General features: G+C 69.3%; 17 protein-coding genes. 6 read left to right on the forward strand and 11 right to left on the reverse strand.

The features are described 5' to 3' along the window. Positions 1-31: 31 nt before the first annotated feature. Genes AB0I59_RS14180 through AB0I59_RS14190 form a run of 3 tightly spaced genes read right to left on the reverse strand, consistent with a single transcriptional unit; the run spans position 32 to position 3,605 of the window. On the reverse strand, positions 32-2,293 hold the full coding sequence (locus AB0I59_RS14180) for an ABC transporter permease (protein WP_061254918.1): 2,262 nt from the start codon (positions 2,291-2,293) through the stop codon (positions 32-34). Positions 2,294-2,296: 3 nt separating this feature from the next. Then, positions 2,297-3,043 (reverse strand): ABC transporter ATP-binding protein, encoded by a 747-nt coding sequence (locus tag AB0I59_RS14185; RefSeq protein ID WP_061254919.1) that lies wholly within the window; start codon positions 3,041-3,043, stop codon positions 2,297-2,299. Positions 3,044-3,098: 55 nt separating this feature from the next. Continuing rightward, positions 3,099-3,605, reverse strand: a complete 507-nt coding sequence (locus AB0I59_RS14190) for a PadR family transcriptional regulator (protein WP_061254920.1) — start codon at positions 3,603-3,605, stop codon at positions 3,099-3,101. Positions 3,606-3,747: 142 nt separating this feature from the next. On the opposite strand from AB0I59_RS14190, the gene AB0I59_RS14195 reads away from it, so the two are divergent. The 6 genes from AB0I59_RS14195 (at position 3,748) to AB0I59_RS14220 (ending at position 9,940) form a co-directional block, all read left to right on the forward strand. Next, positions 3,748-5,013, forward strand: coding sequence for an ABC transporter substrate-binding protein (locus tag AB0I59_RS14195; protein WP_061254921.1), 1,266 nt, complete (start codon positions 3,748-3,750; stop codon positions 5,011-5,013). Positions 5,014-5,016: 3 nt separating this feature from the next. Beyond that, on the forward strand, positions 5,017-6,339 hold the full coding sequence (locus tag AB0I59_RS14200; protein ID WP_358132780.1) for an ABC transporter substrate-binding protein: 1,323 nt from the start codon (positions 5,017-5,019) through the stop codon (positions 6,337-6,339). A gap of 12 nt (positions 6,340-6,351) precedes the next feature. Further along, a complete protein-coding gene (locus AB0I59_RS14205; RefSeq protein WP_061254923.1) occupies positions 6,352-7,752 on the forward strand; it encodes an ABC transporter permease in 1,401 nt (466 codons plus the stop codon). After that, on the forward strand, positions 7,749-8,636 hold the full coding sequence (locus tag AB0I59_RS14210; protein WP_061254924.1) for a carbohydrate ABC transporter permease: 888 nt from the start codon (positions 7,749-7,751) through the stop codon (positions 8,634-8,636). Before AB0I59_RS14205 ends, AB0I59_RS14210 begins: the two co-directional genes overlap by 4 nt. A gap of 257 nt (positions 8,637-8,893) precedes the next feature. Further along, complete coding sequence (locus AB0I59_RS14215; RefSeq protein WP_228636746.1) at positions 8,894-9,571, forward strand: uracil-DNA glycosylase; 678 nt, start codon at positions 8,894-8,896, stop codon at positions 9,569-9,571. Positions 9,572-9,595: 24 nt separating this feature from the next. After that, positions 9,596-9,940 (forward strand): hypothetical protein, encoded by a 345-nt coding sequence (locus AB0I59_RS14220; RefSeq protein WP_061254926.1) that lies wholly within the window; start codon positions 9,596-9,598, stop codon positions 9,938-9,940. Positions 9,941-10,130: 190 nt separating this feature from the next. On the opposite strand, the gene AB0I59_RS14225 is transcribed toward AB0I59_RS14220, so the two are convergent. The 8 genes from AB0I59_RS14225 to AB0I59_RS14260 all read right to left on the reverse strand — a co-directional run bounded on the left by AB0I59_RS14225 (position 10,131) and on the right by AB0I59_RS14260 (position 17,942). Beyond that, entirely contained in the window at positions 10,131-11,063 is a 933-nt protein-coding gene (locus tag AB0I59_RS14225) for a hypothetical protein (protein ID WP_358132783.1), read from the reverse strand. Between the two features lie 180 nt (positions 11,064-11,243). Further along, positions 11,244-12,125 carry a hypothetical protein gene (locus tag AB0I59_RS14230; RefSeq protein WP_358132785.1) on the reverse strand — a complete coding sequence of 294 codons (882 nt, stop codon included), beginning with the start codon at positions 12,123-12,125 and terminating at the stop codon, positions 11,244-11,246. A 191-nt stretch (positions 12,126-12,316) separates the two neighbouring features. Further along, complete coding sequence (locus AB0I59_RS14235) at positions 12,317-13,495, reverse strand: hypothetical protein (RefSeq protein WP_358132787.1); 1,179 nt, start codon at positions 13,493-13,495, stop codon at positions 12,317-12,319. Positions 13,496-13,530: 35 nt separating this feature from the next. Further along, the gene (locus tag AB0I59_RS14240; protein WP_358132789.1) at positions 13,531-14,634 is read right to left on the reverse strand and encodes a HesA/MoeB/ThiF family protein; all 1,104 of its coding nucleotides are present in this window, start codon (positions 14,632-14,634) and stop codon (positions 13,531-13,533) included. Positions 14,635-14,765: 131 nt separating this feature from the next. After that, positions 14,766-14,936, reverse strand: coding sequence for a hypothetical protein (locus AB0I59_RS14245; RefSeq protein ID WP_358132791.1), 171 nt, complete (start codon positions 14,934-14,936; stop codon positions 14,766-14,768). Positions 14,937-15,025: 89 nt separating this feature from the next. Beyond that, positions 15,026-16,315: an MFS transporter gene (locus AB0I59_RS14250; RefSeq protein WP_061254931.1), complete on the reverse strand. Its 1,290-nt coding sequence runs from the start codon at positions 16,313-16,315 to the stop codon at positions 15,026-15,028. Between the two features lie 168 nt (positions 16,316-16,483). Continuing rightward, positions 16,484-17,308, reverse strand: coding sequence for a lysoplasmalogenase (locus AB0I59_RS14255; protein ID WP_358132793.1), 825 nt, complete (start codon positions 17,306-17,308; stop codon positions 16,484-16,486). A 337-nt stretch (positions 17,309-17,645) separates the two neighbouring features. After that, the gene (locus tag AB0I59_RS14260; protein ID WP_358132795.1) at positions 17,646-17,942 is read right to left on the reverse strand and encodes a hypothetical protein; all 297 of its coding nucleotides are present in this window, start codon (positions 17,940-17,942) and stop codon (positions 17,646-17,648) included. Between the last annotated feature and the right edge of the window lie 336 nt (positions 17,943-18,278).

Genomic DNA, 18,278 nt, shown 5'->3' on the forward strand with positions numbered 1-18,278 from the left:
CCCGGCACGGCGCCCGCCGGACCGCCTGCGGTCAGCGGGCGCTGTGCGGCACCCGGGCGCGTGCCGCCCGGCGTGCCGGGATCAGCGTGACGAGAAGTGACGCGCCTACCGCGACCAGCACGGAGGCGACGAGCATCCCCGGGGTGGGGGCGCGGCCGATCCCCGCCCCGACCCCGCTCTCCCGGCCCTCCAGGTCGATCAGGGCCGTCGACAGGGACGCCCCCGCGACGGTGCCGATGACCACCCCGGAGACGGCCAGCAGACCTGTGCCGGTCACCAGCGTCGCCATGACCTGGCGCGGGGTGAGCCCCATCGCCTTGAGCACCGCCAGGTCCGGCGCGTGGTCGCGCAGGCCGAGCGCGCTCGCGGTCAGCAGGTTCGCCAGGCCGATCAGGGCGAGCACGACGACCAGCGCGACGATGATCAGCCGGATGATCGACAGCCGGTCGGCCGGGTTCACCACCTGGGCGACCTCCAGCGCCCTGTCATGGAGCCGGTCCCGCACCTCCGCGGGGTCGGCCCCCGACCGCAGCACGAGGCTGTAGAACTGCGGCGGCTCCGCGTCCTTGGCCGCCAGGCTGTCGAGACCGAACGACAGCACCTCGCCGTCCTGCTCCGGCTCCACGACCCTGCCGACGATCCTGACGATCAGCGGGGTGCCGCCGATCGTCATCCGTACCCGGTCGCCGACGTGCACGCCGAGGAGGTCGAGCAGCCCCTGCCCGGCCACCGCCTCGCCCCGGTCCCGGAAGATCCGGCCCTCCACGACGGGGAACGGATAGGGGTCGGCCGACAGGCCGAGCGCGCGGGTGCGTACCGTCCTGGTCTGCCACGGCACGAGCGCGTCCAGCTCGGCGCCGGGATACAGCGCCGCCACGTCCGGGTCGGCCGCGGCCCGCCCGCGCGCCTCGTCCGCGCTCAGGTCTCCCGGGCGTACGGTCAACGCCGCCGCCTGGCCGACCCGCTCCGGATGGCGGATGAACTCGTCGAGCGTCGCCCATGAGCCGAGCCCGATGGAGATCATCATCATCGGGATGGCCACCCCCGACACCGTGAGCAGCGCGTGCGTCCTGCGGGTGAACGCGTCACGCGCGCCGAGCACCAGCGCGGGCGGCAGCCGTACGAGCAGGGCGACCCTGGCCAGGCGGGACAGGTGACCGCGCGGAGGCGCGGCGGGCGTGGCGGGGATCGGCGGCGTCCGCCCGCCCCGCCAGGCGGGCAGCCAGACCGAGCCCAGCACCACCAGACCGGTGCCGAGGGCGATCGCGGCGAACGGCCCGGACGACAGCGGGACGACCACGGTGTCCGGCAGCGCGTACGCGGTGATCAGGCGGCCGGCGACCAGCCCGACCACGATCCCGAACACGCCCAGGACGCCATGCTCCGCGACCAGCGTGCGGGTCACCTGGCCCCGGGTGAACCCGAGCGACTTGAGGGTGGCGATGTCGCGCACCTGGCCGAGCACGCGGCCGCCGGTGGCGTTGGCCAGGGCGAGAGCCGCGGCGACCAGTCCCGCCACACCGAACAGGGCGAGCAGCAGGCCGAGCAGCCGGTTGTCGAGCTCCATGGAGGCCCGGACCTCGCGCCACGTGGACACGCGCTGCACCTGGTTGTCGAGCGCGGTCACGGCCCGCTGCACCACGAGGTCGGTGTCGTCGGGGTCGGCGAGCCGCAGCCCGATCACCGTCTCCGTACGGCCGGGCGCCGGCTCGACCACGTTGAGCGTCCCCGCCAGGGTCCAGACCAGCCCGGGGGCCCAGTCGGGATAGAAGCCCTGGTCGCCGCTCTCCGCCACGCCGGCCACGATCAGCGTGTGGGAGGCGCCGTTCAGGCCGGTGACCGGGAACGGGCTGCCCGGCCGCAGCCCGAGCGCCCGCGCGAACGACCGCTCGACCACGACCGCGTCCGGGTCGCGTACGTCGAGCCAGCGCCCCTCACGCAGCAACGGGCGCGCGACCGCCTGGAACGCGGCGGGCGTCTCCTGCAGCGCGATGGGCACCTTGCGGCCGTGGCCGGTCAAGGTCGCCGGCGCGCTGCGGTACGGCCCGGCGATGTCCGCGACGCCGTCGAGCCCCTGCAGGGAGACGACGTCGGGGGTGTCCTTGGTGTGGATCCAGATGTGCGCGCCGTGCCCCCGGGTGAACAGGCCGCGCCAGGGGTTCGTGCCGTCTTCGAGCAGGGTGGCCGCGGTGACGAGCGCGGTGACGATCCCGGCGACCGTGAGGATCGTGAGCAGCGCCTGCCCCCGGCGGGCCCGCAGGTCGGCGCGGATCCATCGCAGCTCGGCCCGCACGGATCAGCCCCGCAGCTCGACGACGTCGCCGACCGTGCCCAACGGGCGGCGACGCGTCCTGGGCAGGGCTCCGTCGTCGACGATCTGTCCGTCGAGGAGGCTGACGACCCGGTCGGCCATGCTGGCCACCCGCGCGTCGTGCGTGACGAGGACGATCGTCTGGCCCTTCCTGTGTACGTCGGACAGCAGGCGCAGCACGTCCTTGGTGTTGCGGCTGTCCAGGTTGCCGGTCGGCTCGTCGGCGAGGAGCAGCCGGGGCTGGTTGGCCAGCGCGCGGGCCAGCGCGACCCGCTGCTGCTCGCCTCCTGAGAGCTGTGCGGGAGCGGCTGCGGCACGCTCGGTGAGCCCCAGTTCACCGAGCAGGTACTCGCGCCGCTCCCGAGCCTGCCGGGGCGACACCCCGCCCAGCAGCGCGGGCAGTTCCACGTTGTCGGCCACGGTCATGTTGGCGACCAGGTTGAAGAACTGGAAGACGAAGCCGACCTTCTGCCGCCTGAGCAGGGCCCATCCGCTCTCCGACAGCGTGTCGGCGCGGGTGCCGTCGATCCAGATCTCCCCGCTCGTACGGACGTCGAGCCCGCCGAGCATGTGGACGAGGGTCGACTTGCCCGAGCCCGACGGGCCCATGATGGCCACGAACTCGCCGCTCTCGACCCGCATGTCGATCCCGCGTACGGCCGGAACCGGCACTCCCCCCGACTGGTAGATCTTCACGAGGTTGATCGCTTTGATCGCGGGGGCGTCGGTCACGACCGGCCCCTCTCGGACGCCGGTGCGTGGCGGGGTTCGGGGGGTGTGGGGGGCATCAGGGAAGTTCCTCCTGGCAGCGTTCCAACCAGTCGAGGTCCGCCTGCAGATGGAGCATGGCGCCCTCGATCAGCAGCAGAGCCACCCGATTCCCCGGATCGGTTTGCTCGGCGAGTTCGTTGAGATCCCTCATCAGGGAGAGATAGTGGCGGCGCTGGCGGTTCACCAGCGCCATCCGGTCGGCGATCCCGGTCAGCGGGGCGAGCACGAGCTTCATGAAGAACTCGTCCCGGACCCGCGGCCCCTCCGTGGGCTCGTCGACCCAGTTCTCCAGCGCCTCGCGGCCGGCGGCCGTGAGGTAGTAGACCTTCTTGTTCGGCCGGTTCGACTGCTCGACGTCCACGGCGCGGACGTAACCGTCCTTCTCCAGACGTCCGAGCGTGACGTAGATCTGTCCGATGTTGGGCGACGGATACGCACTCCCGAACGTCTTCTCGAGAGCGTGTTTCAGTTCGTAGCCATGGGCAGGTTCCTTCGCGAGGAGCGCCAGCAGCGGCAGCCGCACGCGCACACCTCCCAGAGCGTAGTGACCGGAACGTTATCGAGCGGACTGGATACACCCGTTGACGCCCACATTATCGCTATGCATAACATGCATGCACCTACCTAACACGTATGTAACTCGGACTTAATGTGGAGGTCACGTCGTGTTCCGCCGAGGCTGCCTGCTCCTGGCCACCCTGCTCCTGGCAGGTTGTTCAGGGTTCGGCGGCGATCCCGGTGAGGAGCCGGGCAGCGGGACCGGCGGCACCGGCCCCATCACGCTCGTCATCGGACGGGACACGACGGCGTACCTTCGCCCGTTGCTCGACCGATGGAACCAGACCCACCCCGCCGAACGGGTGACGCTGCTCGAACTGCCGGAGGCGGCCGACGAGCAGCGCGCCCAGATGGTGGCCAACCTGCAGGCGCACAGCGACCGCTACGACGTGCTCGGGCTGGACGTGGTCTGGACGGCGGAGTTCGCCGACGCCGGCTGGATCGTCCCGCTGGACCGCAACCTGTTCCCCCTGAACAAGCTGCTGCCTCCGGTCGTGGACACCGCGGTCTACCGGGACCGGCTGTGGGCCGTGCCGTTCACGAGCAACGCCGGGCTGCTCTACTACCGGTCCGACATCCTCAAGAAGGAGCACCTCAAGCCGCCCACGACCTGGGCGGAGCTCCGCGATCAGGCACTTCGCCTAGGCAAGAAATACGACATAGGCGGATACGCGGGCCAGTTCCTCCCGTACGAGGGGCTGACCGTGAACTTCGCGGAGGCGGTCCACTCGGCCGGCGGCACGATCCTCGGGCCGGACGCGCGGACCGTGACCATGAACCCCGACACCACCCGGACCGCGCTCGGTTTCCTGGTCGGCGGCATCAAGGAGGGCTGGATCCCCCAGGAGGCGCTCGCCTACAAGGAGGAGGAGTCCCGGCTCGCCTTCCAGGAGGGCGAGCTGCTGTTCGCCCGCAACTGGCCGCACGCGTACGGCCCGGCCACCCACTCCGCGGTGGCCGGCAAGTTCCAGGTGACCCGGCTACCCGGGCTGAACGGCCCGGGGTCCAGCACGCTGGGCGGGCAGAACCTCGCCATCAGCGCATATTCGAAGCGGCAGAAGTCCGCACTCGACTTCATCCGCTACTTCACCGGACCGGACAACGAGCGGCTCGTCCTCACCGAGGGGTCCTTCCCCCCGGTGTGGGCCGACCTCTACGACGATCCGGAACTGATCAAGCGGTTCCCGTACCTGCCCGCGCTCAAGGAGGCGATCCTCTCCGCGCGGCCACGTCCGGTCACCGCGAACTACAACCAGGTCAGCCTGGTCATCTCCAGCGCCGTTTCCAGTGCGCTCAACCTCGGCAAACCCGTCGATGAGACCGTCACCGAGCTGAAACAGCAGCTCGGCGAGGTCATCCAGACTGGAGGATAGACAATGCGGAAACTCCCCCCGGTGGTCGCCGTCCTCGCCCTCGCGGCGGCCGCGTGCAGCAGCAACTCCGCGTCCGACACACCCGCCACCGACGGCAGCGCCGCCGCCACGGCGGCGGCCAAGCCCCTCGCCGGCGTCGCCATCGAGATCGCCGCGAAGTGGACCGGTGACGAGCAGGCCAGCTTCGAGAAGGTCCTCAGGGCGTTCGAGGAGAAGACCGGCGCCAAGGTCACCTACGCCTCCACGGGTGAGGACACCGGCGCCTACCTCGGCCCGCGCATCCAGGGCGGCAACCCGCCGGACGTCGCGGTCCTGCCGCAGCCCGGCCTGGTGCAGCAGTACGCCGACCAGAAGTCGCTCAAGCCGCTCTCCTCGGAGGTCCTGGCGCAGATCGACCAGAACTACACGCCGTACTGGAAGGAGCTCGGCTCCGCGGGCGGCCAGGTGTACGGCGTGCTCGTGAAGGCGGCGCACAAGTCGACGATCTGGTACCGCCAGTCGGCGTTCGACGACGCGGGCGCCCAGGAGGCCGCGACCTGGGACGACCTGATCGGCAAGACCGCGCAGACCCTGGCCGACTCCGGCACCGCCCCGTTCGCGCTGTGCGCCGCCTCGGGATGGACGCTCACCGACCTGTTCGAGAACGTCTACCTGTCGTCGGCCGGCCCGGAGAACTACGACAAGCTGGCCAAGCACGAGATCCCGTGGACGGACCCGTCGGTCACCACCGCGCTGGAGAAGATGGCCCAGATCTTCGGCAAGAAGGACTTCATGCTCGGCGGATCGTCCGGCGCGCTGCAGACCGACTTCCCGACCTGCGTCACCCAGGTCTACGGCCAGAAGAAGGCCGCGATGGTCATCGAGGCCGACTTCGTCGCCTCGTCCGCCGCCCAGTCCGGTGCGGCGATCGGCGAAGAGGCCAAGATCATGCCGTTCCCGAAGGCCGGGGACACCGAGCCGGTCGTGCTCGGCGGCGACGTCGCCGTCGCACTGAAGGACTCCAAGGGCGGCATGGCGCTGCTGGAGTTCCTCGCCTCCAAGGAGGGCGGCGACATCTGGGCGAAGGAGCCCGGCTACCTGTCCCCCAACCGCAACGTCTCGCCGGACAACTACCCGAGCGAGCTGACCAAGAAGCTCGCGCAGACGATCATCTCCGCGGGTGAGGCGGTCCGGTACGACATGTCCGACCTCGCGCCCAGCGCCTTCGGCGGCACCGACGGCAAGGGCGAGTGGAAGCACCTGCAGGACTTCCTGCGGGACCCCAAGGACATCAAGGGCATCCAGCAGAAGCTGGAAGCGGACGCCGCCAAGGCCTACGCGAAGTAAGGGGAGAAGGCCGTGACCGAACGGTTGGACGGCCAGCAGGCTCCCGGCGGCGGCCTCGCCGCCGGGGCCTCCCCCGGCCCGACAGAGACCGAACCCCAGATGACGCGGCCCCCGACCGCCGGCAAGGCGGCGATGCGACTGGGCCCGTCCCCCAAGATGGCGGTGCTCTTCCTGCTTCCGGCGCTCGTGCTGCTGGCCGCCTGGGTGATCTACCCCATCGTCTACTCGATCCTGCGCAGCCTGTACGACGCGGCAGGGGACCGATTCGTCGGCCTGGAGAACTACGCCGCGATCTTCACCGACACGAGCACGCTCACCACGATCAGGAACAACATCATCTGGGTCGTCGTGGCCCCGCTGATCGTGACCGTGCTCGGCCTGATCTTCGCGGTGCTGACCGAGCGCATCCGCTGGGCGACCGCGTTCAAGCTCGTCCTGTTCATGCCGATGGCGGTCTCGCTGCTCGCCGCCGGCGTCATCTTCCGGCTCGTCTACGAGCAGGACCCCGACAAGGGCGTGGCCAACGCCGTGATCACCACGGTGCACGACGCCTTCAGCAGCAGCCAGGGTTATCCCGGCGCCCGGCCGCGCGAGAACGACCAGGCGCCCGTGGTGGTGAAGGACGGCGCCGTCGTGACGAGGCAGCCGGCCCAGCCCGGCCAGCAGGTGCTGATCCCGCTCGTCGGCCTCAACCAGGACGCCGTCGCCGGCGCGGCGCCCGCCAAGGCCGCCGGCTCCGGCGGTCTCAGCGGCACGGTCTGGCTCGACGTCGTACGCGGAGGCGGCGGCACGGTCAACCAGATCGACGGCGTCGAGAAGGGCCTGGCCGGGATCACGGTGGAGGCGGTCGCGGACGGACAGGTCAAGGCCACCACCGAGACCTCCGCCGACGGCACCTTCTACTTCTCCGGGCTGGCGTCCGGTTCCTACGACATACGGCTCCCGCAGTCGAACTTCGAGGCGCCGTTCAACGGCCTGAGCTGGCTCGGCCCCACCCTGATCACGCCGGCGATCATCGGCGCGTACATCTGGGTGTGGGCGGGATTCGCGATGGTGCTGATCGCGGCCGGGCTCTCGGCGATCCCGCGTGACGCGCTGGAGGCGGCCCGCATCGACGGAGCCACCGAATGGCAGGTGTTCCGGCGGATCACCGTGCCGCTGCTCGCGCCGGTCCTGCTCGTCGTCTTCGTCACGATGGTCATCAACGTGTTGAAGGTGTTCGACCTGGTGTTCATCATCGCGCCGGGCTCGGTGCAACCGCAGGCGAACGTGATCGCGCTGGAGATGTGGCGCGTGTCGTTCGGCGGCGGCGGCAACCAGGGCATGGGTAGCGCCCTGGCCATCTTCCTGCTGGTCCTGGTGCTGCCGTTCATGATCTTCAACATCCGCCGGTTCAGGAGGGACGAGCGATGACAACCCTGACCGAGCCGAGGCACGCGCGCGCGATCGAGCGCGGCCTGCTCGGGCGCGTCGTCGACCGGATCGGCGGCGGCCTGATCCAGGTCGTCCTGATCCTCATCGCGATGTTCTGGCTGGTCCCCACGCTCGGGCTGCTGGTGGTCTCGCTGCGCGGCGAGAAGGAGAACAACTCCACCGGCTGGTGGACCCTCTTCACCAAGCCCGCCCAGATCACGTTCGAGAACTACGGCAACCTGCTGGCGTCCGGGTTCACGTCGTCGTTCTGGAACACCGTGATGATCACCGTGCCCGCGACGCTGCTGGTGATCGGGATCTCGGCCATGGCGGCGTACGCGTTCGCCTGGATCGAGTTCCCCGGCAGGGACGCCGTGTTCCTCCTGGTCATCGCCCTGCTGGTGGTGCCGATCCAGATCGCCCTGATCCCCATCGCCAAGATGTACGGGGCGCTGGACATCTTCGGCTCGATCGCCGGCGTGGTGCTGTTCCACGTGGCGTTCGGCCTGCCGTTCGCGATCTTCCTGCTCCGCAACTTCTTCGTGGGCATCCCCCGGGAGCTGCTGGAGGCGGCGCGGATGGACGGCGCGCCGGAATGGCGGATCTTCGCGACCGTGGTGTTCCCACTGGCCAAGCCCGCGATCGCGTCCCTCGGGATCTTCCAGTTCCTGTGGGTGTGGAACGACCTGTTGGTGGCCCTGGTTTTCGCTGACACCGCGAACCAGCCGATGACCAAGGCCCTACAGTCTCAGATGCGGCAGTTCGGCACCAACGTCGACATCCTCGCTCCCGGCGCCTTCCTGTCGCTGATCATCCCGCTGGTGCTCTTCTTTGCCTTCCAGCGGTACTTCGTCCAGGGCCTGCTCGCGGGGTCGGTGAAGTAGCGACCGGTCGGTCCGGACGGCCTACGGAGCCCGGACGCGTGCCTCTCGGGGGAGGGCACGCGTCCGGGTCCGCCGCACGACGACATGCGTGGATCACCGCGTGCGGACACGAGCGCGAGAAGACACGGGTCCGTCCCGAGAGCACGAGCCCCGAGGGCACGGGTCCCACCCGTCGTGGGAGGGCAGGAGGCTGAGCCGGCTTTGCGTTGTCGCGACACTTCAGCCTTGATCCCGAAAAGCCGATAGGCTTCCCGACCATGTCAGGGCGTCCCTTAAACGAAGTCATGGAAGCCGGATGGGCCACGGCCCTCGAACCGGTCGCCGAGCGGATCAGCGCTATGGGCGACTTCCTCCGGCAGGAAATTGCCGAAGACCGGCAGTATCTTCCCTCCGGGGCCAACGTGCTCCGCGCGTTCCAGCAGCCTCTGGACGAGGTACGGGTGCTGATCGTCGGCCAGGACCCCTATCCGACGCCCGGCCACCCGATCGGCCTGAGCTTCTCCGTCGCCGCGGATGTCCGCCCGCTGCCCGGCAGCCTGGTGAACATCTACAAGGAGTACATGGCCGACCTCGGCCATCCGCAGCCGAGCAACGGCGACCTCACGCCGTGGACCGAGCAGGGCGTGCTGCTTCTCAACAGGGTGCTGACCGTGATGCCCGGCAAGCCCGCCTCGCACCGGGGCAAGGGCTGGGAGCAGGTCACCGAACGCGCCATCACCGCACTCGTCGAGCGCGGCGGCCCGCTCGTGGCCATCCTGTGGGGCCGCGACGCCCGGAACCTGCGGCCCATGCTCGGGCAGGTGCCGTGTATCGAGTCGGCGCACCCGAGTCCCCTGTCGGCCCGCAGCGGCTTTTTCGGCTCCCGCCCGTTCAGCCGCGCCAACGAGCTCCTCGAACAGCAGGGCGCCGCCCCTGTCGAGTGGAAGCTCCCCTGACCTCAGCCACTAGGATCAACCACCATGAGCGATGAAACGGATACCGGACGCTACCTCCGTCTGACGGTCGACCTTGTCGTCGAGGTCCAGGATGTGAAGGCGTTGCAGGCGGCGGCCCTGGCGGAGATCCGCCATCCGGACGCCGAGCTGGACGATGACGAGCGCCAGGAGCAGATCGAGCTGGTCAACGCGGACGACACCGGCGCCGCGGCCCTCCAGTGGCTGATCGAGCCCGATCACGTCCTCGGCCTGGTCGAGCACGTCAGCGACGTGGAGCCGCGCGAGGCGATGCTCGGCGTCGAGCCGTCGGACGGCATCCTTGAGGACGAGGATGAGCATGACCACGACGATCACGACCACGCGCACTGAAAACCCCGGCAGGTAGGGACCTCCCCGACCACCGGTGAACGTGACGGGCCGTCCTCGACAGGCGGCCCGTTCCGATTTTCCGCGTTTCTCCGGTGGTCCCTCACGGTCCCTGCCATCCGGCGGCTGATCATCATGAGGTGCGGTCGTGGGACGCCGGTTCGTGGAGCGGTGGCGCGTCGCACCGGAGCGATCAGGCTTCGAGGAGGCGTTGCCGGTGGTCGGCCAGGGCCTCGCGCTCCCGCGCCAGCTCGTCGCAGCGGGCGGTGATCTCGCCGACCATGCCTTCGGCCCATTGGGCCATCTGCTGGATCTCCCGGCCGGTATTCATGATCTTCCGATGTTTGTAGATATCGACGATCACATTGTCGAAGATCATGTCGGCGAACCAGCGGGTGTCCACCCGCGGAAGCCGGGGACTCGTCTCCACACCGATGTCCGCCAGTTCCCGAGAGAACGCGTCGAGCGCGCGCTGCGCCTCCCATGCCGCCTCGTCCGCCCTCATGAGCTGACCATGCTCGATCATGTCGGCGATGGCCCCTCCGCCGAGCACGTCCCAGGTGGACGCTCCGCGCGCTCCGCCAAGAGACCGCAGGACCCTCGCGATGGCATGGCCCACAGCCATGCCCGCCCGCCGCGCCTCTTCGTATTCGCGCAGTTCGGCATCGACGTCGGCGAGCCGGACGGCGACTCTCTCGAACTCCCGTCCTCGCGGGTCATCGGACTCGATGAGCATCCGCTCCTTGCGGGCGAGCAGTGTGTCGAGCTCGCCCGGGGCCGTCGCCACCTCGGCCAGACTCGCGTCGATCGACCGGAGGTCCGCGGTCAGCCACTCCAGCCGGGTGCGCTGGCCGTGGACGCGTTGCCGTACGGCTTCCGCCTCGGCGCGCTCTTTGACGAGCCGATCCTCTTTCGTGCCGAAGAGAGAAGCGAAGAAGCCACCCTGCTCCAGCTTGACGACATCCCGATCTTCCTTGGCGAGCTGCTGTTCCAGCTCGGCCAGAAGCACCCTGACCTCGCCCATCTGCCCGGTGAGCGTGATGCGCTGCCGGGTCAGCCGCTCCCGGCGGCGAGCCCGCTCCTTGGCCTCACGAATCTTTCCATCAAGAGCATCAAAGGAGGTCATATTCGACAAGACGAACAATCAACATGCGACGTTCCCTGACCTATTCACCATCCCGCCCGAAATCCGGCTTTCATTCCATTCCTTATCCCGGCCCGCTACGCAATCCCGACTCCTGCGCCGCGCGCGAATCCTCCGCCTGCCCAAGCGGCCGCCCATCCGCTGTGAGCGGGGAGCGATCTCTCAGGCGGCGAGCAGTCCGGGGGTGCGGCAGAGCCAGTCGTTGAGCGTGCCGGTGAAGCCGGCCGGCGGACTGACGCTGAGACACGTGGTGTCGGCCGTGCGGCTGCCGATGCGGACGCGGAAGGGCTCGCGACCGAGATCAGGGGCGCCGGAGACCACGGCGAGCTCGGGGCCGCCGATCCACAGATGCTCGCCGATCGTGCGGCAACTCGCCTCGGGGCTTCCGGCCGTCCACGCGAGATGCCCGGCGAGCAGGCGTCGCGCGACCGTGCGGAGCACGGAGACGGTGCACAGGCTGTGCGCGCACGCGGCCCCCTCCAACATCACCTCCGGCAGGCCGAACCTCCGGAGGCCACGCGTCGCGATCGTGAGGCAGGTGCAGGCGTCGGTCGCGGCGGGATCCCATGGCGGGCAGGAACTGTCGGCGCCGACCTCGGTGGTCCAGCCGAGCCAGTCGTCTCCGAGCTGGAACTCCTGAGGCTCCTCCTGGCACCCCGTGCAGTGCGGGACGATCGCCCCGGTGAGCTGATCGACGATGATCCCGCGACAGGCGTCGGCCACACCGCGCGCCACCGCCCTGGCGACCTGCGCGGCCTCGGGTTGCTCGGTGACCGGCGCGGTGCTGGTGACCACGACATGATGGCGAGCCCGGCGCACGGCCTCGCGGCCCTCGTCCCCGACGGCCATCCGTCGCCAGGGTGACTGCGCGGCCCGGAACACCTGAAGCTCCAACCGCGACGTGCCCACCGCCTGCGCGGCGGCCCGCCTGTGGGACCCGCTCATCCGCCACGGGACGACCGAGTCCAGGTCGACCGGACGGCGGTCGACCGCGACGACGAACACCGAGGTGGTCTCGGCCGGCACGGAATAGGTGATCTTCATGGGTCCTCCTGTCGGTCGCTGGAGACCCCAGCTTGCGCGCGCCCCCGGACTCTCCACTCAACCGAACGCCCCTCTGTGGAAAACCCCGGTTATCCACAGCGGTGCTCCCCTCGCCTGCCAGGTACGTGCGCCATCAGCCGCTGTCGGGCCCGTCCACTTCGAAATCCGTCCACCCACACTCGGGAGGGGCGTCATCCTTCCGTTCCCTCCGCTGCGGCCGGAGTGAACCACCGTTTGATCCTCGGCCCGTGTCTGCGCCACCACGCCCAGCCCCAGAGTCCCTGGACGCCTGCCAGCACCAGGACCACGATCGCGGCGTCGATGACCGCGAGCCCGTCCCCGCCGTTCAGCAGCGTGCCGATCGCGGGCAGCGCGATGGCCGCGAGGGCGGGGATCACGATCGTCACGGCCACGGTCAGGCACACCACGGTGCCCAGCACGAGCAGCAGCGTGTACGACCGCACCGCGGAACGCTCACGGCGTGAGAAGGCCGTGAGCGGATTCACGCCTCCACGGCCGATCGCGCGACGGGCGAGAAACCGCCCGTACGCCGCGCCGTCGCCGTACAGGTTCCTGCATCCGGCGAGATCCTGCGCGACGAAGTAGAGGTCGGTACGCATGAAGACGAGGAGCTGGAAGCTCATCGCGTCGATCTGCGTCAGAACGACGATGGAGAGTGCGGTGTGGACGCCCGCCTCCGGCGGGACGATGGCGAGACCGACGAGTCCGGCCCCCATGATGGCCGCGTCCAGGGTCATGCCGGCGAGATAGACGGTCATCCGGACGCGTTTCTCCTCACCCCAGACTCCTGAGACGTCGGTCTGCACCACGAGGAACTGCAGGCGGGATCCCAGAGTCATCCGGCCGGGCACTCCGGCTGCTCGGGCGGTGCACAGGTGGGCGAGCTCGTGCAGCATGACGAGCGACCACGCGATGGCGATCTGGGTGACCAGGGAGACGGTGCCGAACTCGCTCCAGGCCATGATGCTCGGACTGGGCATGATCCCCGGCCTGACGGCGAGGGCGATCAGCCCGCAGAGAAAGATCGTCACGAGGCCGGCAAGGACCGCCGGGCGCAGAGTCCATCGAACATGGCGGGGCTTCAGCCAGGGAAGAGAGGGCCTTTCCCGCCGGGTGTCGTCCATCGGCCGGCCGTCTATTTCCGCGACGAATCCCACGCCCATAAGCGCCGTCACGAAGTCGGCCACATCGACGGCCGTCCCGGTTTCGGCGTTGAGGCGTTCCGCCACGTCGTCGATCGGCCCGCCGCCGGCCAGCAGGTCGATCGTTCTTCTGCCGATGTCCGGGAAGGAGACGAACTCTCCGGTCTCGACCCGTCCGACGATCCATTCCGCACCGTCGCGGCGCATGCGGAGTGGGTGAAGCCGTACTGTCGACGCTCCGGTCACGGCGTGCACGTGGCGCACCCCGCTTCACCGTGCGGGAACTCGGCGAAGATCGACTGGTGCGGGGCGACCAGATTGGTGCCCTGGATGAAACCGGCCGTGATCGGCGGCACTCCGGTGATGAGACGGAGCACCCCGTGCGCGACCAGGTTCCCGCACATCCCCGCCGACGTGGCGATCGCCCCCGGCCCGCCGAGGTCGACGGGACGGAACGCGGCGCCGGGAGGCCGGTCTCCGGACGGCGTACGCTTGCGGTCTTCGATCCGCTGCATGCACTCGTAGCAGGCGCCGCGGCCGGGCGCGAAGACGCCCGTCGTGACGAGGGGGCCGTTGTAGCCGCCCCCCACCCATGGGATGCCGGCGGCGAAGCAGGCCCGATTGGCCCACACCCGGATGCCGTCGTCTCCCTTGGGTTCGTCGGCGCACAGGGCGAGCACATCGAATCCCGGCAGCAGCTCCGTCAGATCCCGCTCGCGTCGGATGCGGGAGTACGCGCCGGTGATCTCGACATCGGAGTTCAACCTTCTCAACCTCTCCACGGCGACGTCGACTTTGGCGCGGCCGACGTCGCGTTCCGTGAAGATCAGTTGCCGGTTGAGGTTGGAGAGCTCGACCCGGTCGTCGTCGACCAGATGCAGGAATCCCACTCCGGACGCCGCCAGGGCCAGTGCGACGGAAGCGCCGGCGCCTCCGACGCCGATCAGCAGGACCCGCGCTCTTCGCAACCTGAGCTGGGCATCCCAGCCGTGTTCCCGTGGAGTCAGGTCCGCCCAGCGGAAGAACGCGTGGCCGCGACTGTAACGGTCGCGCTCGCGCTCGCTGAGTTCGGGCGCTTCCGTGGCTCCGGCGTCTTCGACGTGACCGGAGGCCACGAGCTGGGCGACGATCGCGACGGTGTCGCGCCGGGTCAGTTCGGGGAATCCCGATCGCACCAGCGCGGCGACGTCCGCGCACGTCCGGGTGCCGTTCATCGCCTCAAGGGCCGTCCACACCCAGCCATGCGGATCTTTGATCTCGTGGGCCAGCCCGTAGATGTCGCCTCCGATGCGGATACGGCCGTCTTCCAGCCTGTGCGCCGCGTGCTCGGGCTTAATTCTCGGCAACCGCAATCCGGCCTCCCGGCAGGGGCGTGGAAACCGCTTCGATGCAGCCGAACATCCGAAGCGGAACGCGCGGAGCCATGATCGGGCGCGGGAGAGCCGCCCGGTCCTGGCTCCGCTCGTGCGGGTACGGGTCAGTTTCCGCTGGAGTTGCTGAGACGCTCGGTGGTCTCGAGCCGGTCCAGCCGGCGAATCTCGATCTTGACCGTCCCGTCGGCGGCGGTCTTTTCCGCGGCCTTGTTCTTGTCGAGGTCCCTGAGCTCGCTCACGAGTTTCCTCTTCTCGTCGACATACTCGATTGACATGACTTGTAAATGTACGGCCGTAGCGATTGTCAGATTAGATCATCGGTAACGCGAGGGAAAGGTGGGAATTCCGGGAGCCGCAATCTCCGTCACGGCGCTTTGAGCGAAGTGGGCGTCGCCTCCTGCGCCTGGCCTCCGGTGATCGGAGTGACGCCGCTCTGGAAACGCGTCATTCCGCGGAAGAAGAGCGCGGCGAGCGGCACGGCGAATCCGGCGACCGTGGAGACCGCCAGCAGTGCGGGCCGGCCGAACACGGCGCCGACCGGCCCGGTCAGCGCGAGCCCCAGGGGCATCATGACCGAGGAGGCCAGCCAGTCGACGGACGTGACCCGCGCGAGGCGCTCGGACGGGATCTCCCGCTGGAGGTTCACCACCCATTGCACGGCGAAGATCTCCAGTCCCAGGCCGGCGACGATGTAGCAGGCGTACAGGAACCCCGGGGACACCGGCCAGCTCAGCGCCAGCGGCACGGCCCCGTACAACGCGAGCCCGATGATGCCGGTCAGACCGGGCCGCCCGGGTTTCCACCGCATGCTGATCACTCCGCCCGCCAGGCCGCCGACCGAGAGCAGGGCCAGAGCCGTGCCGTACACGGCGTCACCGCCGAAGGTGTCGCGGGAGATGAGGGGCAGCAGGACCTGCGCCGGCGCGACCGTGAACATCAACTGGAGCGCGACGGCGACGATGACCCCCGTCACCCACGGCCGTCGCCAGACTTCGGAGAGACCGTCCGCGATCTCCCGGACCGCCGACCTCCGCTGCGCCGGCGCGGCCGCGGGTTCGCGCAGTGGAAGGAGGAGGACGAGAGCGAGCAGGTAGGCGGCCAGCACGGCGAGGAACCCGACACGGGGAGACCAGACAGTCACCACGTACGCGCCGAGGCCCGGCCCGATGATGGCGCCGATCCGCCAGGAGACCGCGCCGAGCGCCACGCCCGCGGAGCGCTGGGCGGGCGTGAGCACCGACGACAGGCAGGCCTGGTACGCGGGCCGGTGGAAGGCCTCCGCCGATCCGACGAGGAAGACCAGGAAGGCGAGGAGCCACGCCGGAGCACTGCCGCGCGCCCCGATCGCGACCACACAGCACTGGAACGCCAAGGAGGCGATCATGACGGTCCGGCGCGGCAACCGATCCGCCCACAGCCCGCCGAGCAGCGCGAACAGGATCAACGCGATCCACCGCCCGGTGAAGATCGCGCCCACCGTCGAAGCGGTACCGCCCGCGTTGAGAGCGGCGATGGTCACCGCGACGGGGAAGATCTGGTCGGCCGCCACCGACATCGTGAAGCTGAGCCACAGCAGGCGGAACTCGCGGTTTCGGACCAGAGAACCGTCAGCGGGACGGGCCGAACGGATGAGCTTGCTCCAACGAGTGCGCATGCCACGAAATCATCCCTTCCCGGTTGAATCGCGCAAGGGAGATGAATGGACCGCCGAGGCATGCGACTTGTGCAGGTCCGTAATAAAGCCGTGCCGGTTCGCCGCGCGGAGGCGCATACAGGCGCATACAGGCGCGTGCGAGCGCGTGCGGGCGCGCGGAAAGGGCTCTCAGACGCCGGTGGTCACGCGGGTCCGGCGCACGATCGCGGAGGCCAGCAGATACTGGCCGACGATGTACGTCGACATGATGAGAAAGCCCCGGTACGGAAAATCGAGGTCGGCGATTCCGAGTGCGATAAGGGTGTCGGACAGGAAGAACAGCCCGCCGCCCAGCCCGGCACGCACGCCGTACCAGGACGAGGTGATCGCGGTGGTGGTGAGCACCAGGGAGTAGGCGGCGACCGGGATCCGCAACGCGCCGAGCCGGGGCCACAGCAGCGTGACCAGCACCAGCCACACGACTCCGTAGACGGCCACCGCCGCCCACGGCGCGCCGGGCCGCCGACCGCGCGCCGCACCCGGACCTGCGGCCCCGCTCGCGGTCTCGCCCGCGGAACCGACCTCGCCCCCAGCGGCGACCTCGACTCCAGAACCGACGACTCCGGATCCGGCCTCGGCGAGGTGTCCGGCCCGGGGCGCCTTCCGGAAGGCGGGCCTCTCCCGTACGAAGAACGTGATGTAGCAGACATGCGCGACGGCGAAGAACCCCATGCCAGGGACGAACATCCCGTCGATCTCCAGCGCGATGTCCCCGGCCGCCGACGCCAGGAGGGCCGCCACGATGATCCCCGGGCCGCGCCGGGCGAGCACCCAGAGCGCGAGAAGGGGCATCAGCAGGGCCTTGCTCACCGGGTCGAGCAGGCCCGGCTCAGTGAGCACCGCGACCAGATGGACCACCGAGCACACCCAGAACGCGATCAGAACCGGCCCGGCGAACCTCGCGGGACCGCCGGGCGCGCGATCCGACTGAACAACATTCGGTGACTCGTCCATGCCCGGGATCCTAGTGAGCGGGTCTCACGTTAGTAAGACTCCCGAAGGACCCACCGGCCCATGCCCCGGCACACCCCCGAACCCGGCGGAACGGCGGAGGCAGGTCAACAGGGCCAGGAATCCGGACACGGACGCGACGTGATCGCACGTCCGATGCCATTCGTACGTTTTCGCGCCGATGTGAGCGCTCTCCACGTTCGGTTGACATTGGACGTGCGATCGTCACACTCCGCCGGCCGCGCTCAGAGCATCGGCACGGCGAGGCGGCGTGCGCGGCTGCACAGCGAAGCTGCGTGCCGCGGCCGCGCGGCGGGCTACGCCTTGCGGCCGGTGGCGGTCAGTTGCAGTAGCTGGAGTCCTTGATGCCCTTGATTTGGTAGAACGTGTACTTCTTTCCATCAGTCAGGGTCAGGGGCAGCGTGCCGTTGCACGTCGACCGGCCGGCCCTGGTCAGATGGTGGTAGCGGTAGAGGACTTTCTTCCAGTTCCGCTTCGGAGTGGTCACCGTGAATTGCTCTCCGTCCGTCTTCTCCCACTTGCAGTGGGTGACGCCCTGGCAGGGGTTGCCGTACCTGACGGCAGCGTCAGCCGGAAGCTGGACGGCCCCCAGGAGCGCCATTCCTGCGATCGACATGACGGCGATCTTGGTAAATATCCTCATTTTTCCCCTCATCCCGTTGGCGGGTCAGAACGTAGCGCACGACATGAGAAAGATCCAGAGGGATGATCTACCGCCGGGAGCGCGTATTCCGGGTGACTCCCGTCGCCGCCGAAGGCGATGGAGATGGCCCCCTCCGGAGGCGCCGGGCTGGGCGCCGCGGTCCTCAGAGACGGAGTCGTCCCTGGCCACGATGGTTGGTCGGCGTGGTCGAGGCCGCTCGGAGAGCTCCGGGTGAGACATCGGGCAGGATCATCCGGGAGGGCGCTCGGGGCCATGCGCCGGATGACGAACCGACGTGACCCGACTGTG

The sequence above is a fragment of the Microtetraspora glauca genome, from assembly GCF_040656155.1.
In the GTDB taxonomy this organism is placed as follows: Bacteria; Actinomycetota; Actinomycetes; order Streptosporangiales; family Streptosporangiaceae; genus Microtetraspora; species Microtetraspora glauca.

Excerpts from the sequence above, each read along its gene's own strand:
- AB0I59_RS14210 (WP_061254924.1), top strand. The coding sequence starts at position 7,749 with ATGACAACCCTGACCGAGCCGAGGCACGCGCGCGCGATCGAGCGCGGC.
- AB0I59_RS14230 (WP_358132785.1), bottom strand. The coding sequence starts at position 12,125 with ATGAAGATCACCTATTCCGTGCCGGCCGAGACCACCTCGGTGTTCGTC.
- AB0I59_RS14225 (WP_358132783.1), bottom strand. The coding sequence starts at position 11,063 with ATGACCTCCTTTGATGCTCTTGATGGAAAGATTCGTGAGGCCAAGGAG.
- AB0I59_RS14245 (WP_358132791.1), bottom strand. The coding sequence starts at position 14,936 with ATGTCAATCGAGTATGTCGACGAGAAGAGGAAACTCGTGAGCGAGCTC.
- AB0I59_RS14260 (WP_358132795.1), bottom strand. The coding sequence starts at position 17,942 with ATGTCGATCGCAGGAATGGCGCTCCTGGGGGCCGTCCAGCTTCCGGCT.
- AB0I59_RS14255 (WP_358132793.1), bottom strand. The coding sequence starts at position 17,308 with ATGGACGAGTCACCGAATGTTGTTCAGTCGGATCGCGCGCCCGGCGGT.
- AB0I59_RS14220 (WP_061254926.1), top strand. The coding sequence starts at position 9,596 with ATGAGCGATGAAACGGATACCGGACGCTACCTCCGTCTGACGGTCGAC.
- AB0I59_RS14200 (WP_358132780.1), top strand. The coding sequence starts at position 5,017 with ATGCGGAAACTCCCCCCGGTGGTCGCCGTCCTCGCCCTCGCGGCGGCC.
- AB0I59_RS14235 (WP_358132787.1), bottom strand. The coding sequence starts at position 13,495 with ATGCGCCGCGACGGTGCGGAATGGATCGTCGGACGGGTCGAGACCGGA.
- AB0I59_RS14215 (WP_228636746.1), top strand. The coding sequence starts at position 8,894 with ATGTCAGGGCGTCCCTTAAACGAAGTCATGGAAGCCGGATGGGCCACG.
- AB0I59_RS14250 (WP_061254931.1), bottom strand. The coding sequence starts at position 16,315 with ATGCGCACTCGTTGGAGCAAGCTCATCCGTTCGGCCCGTCCCGCTGAC.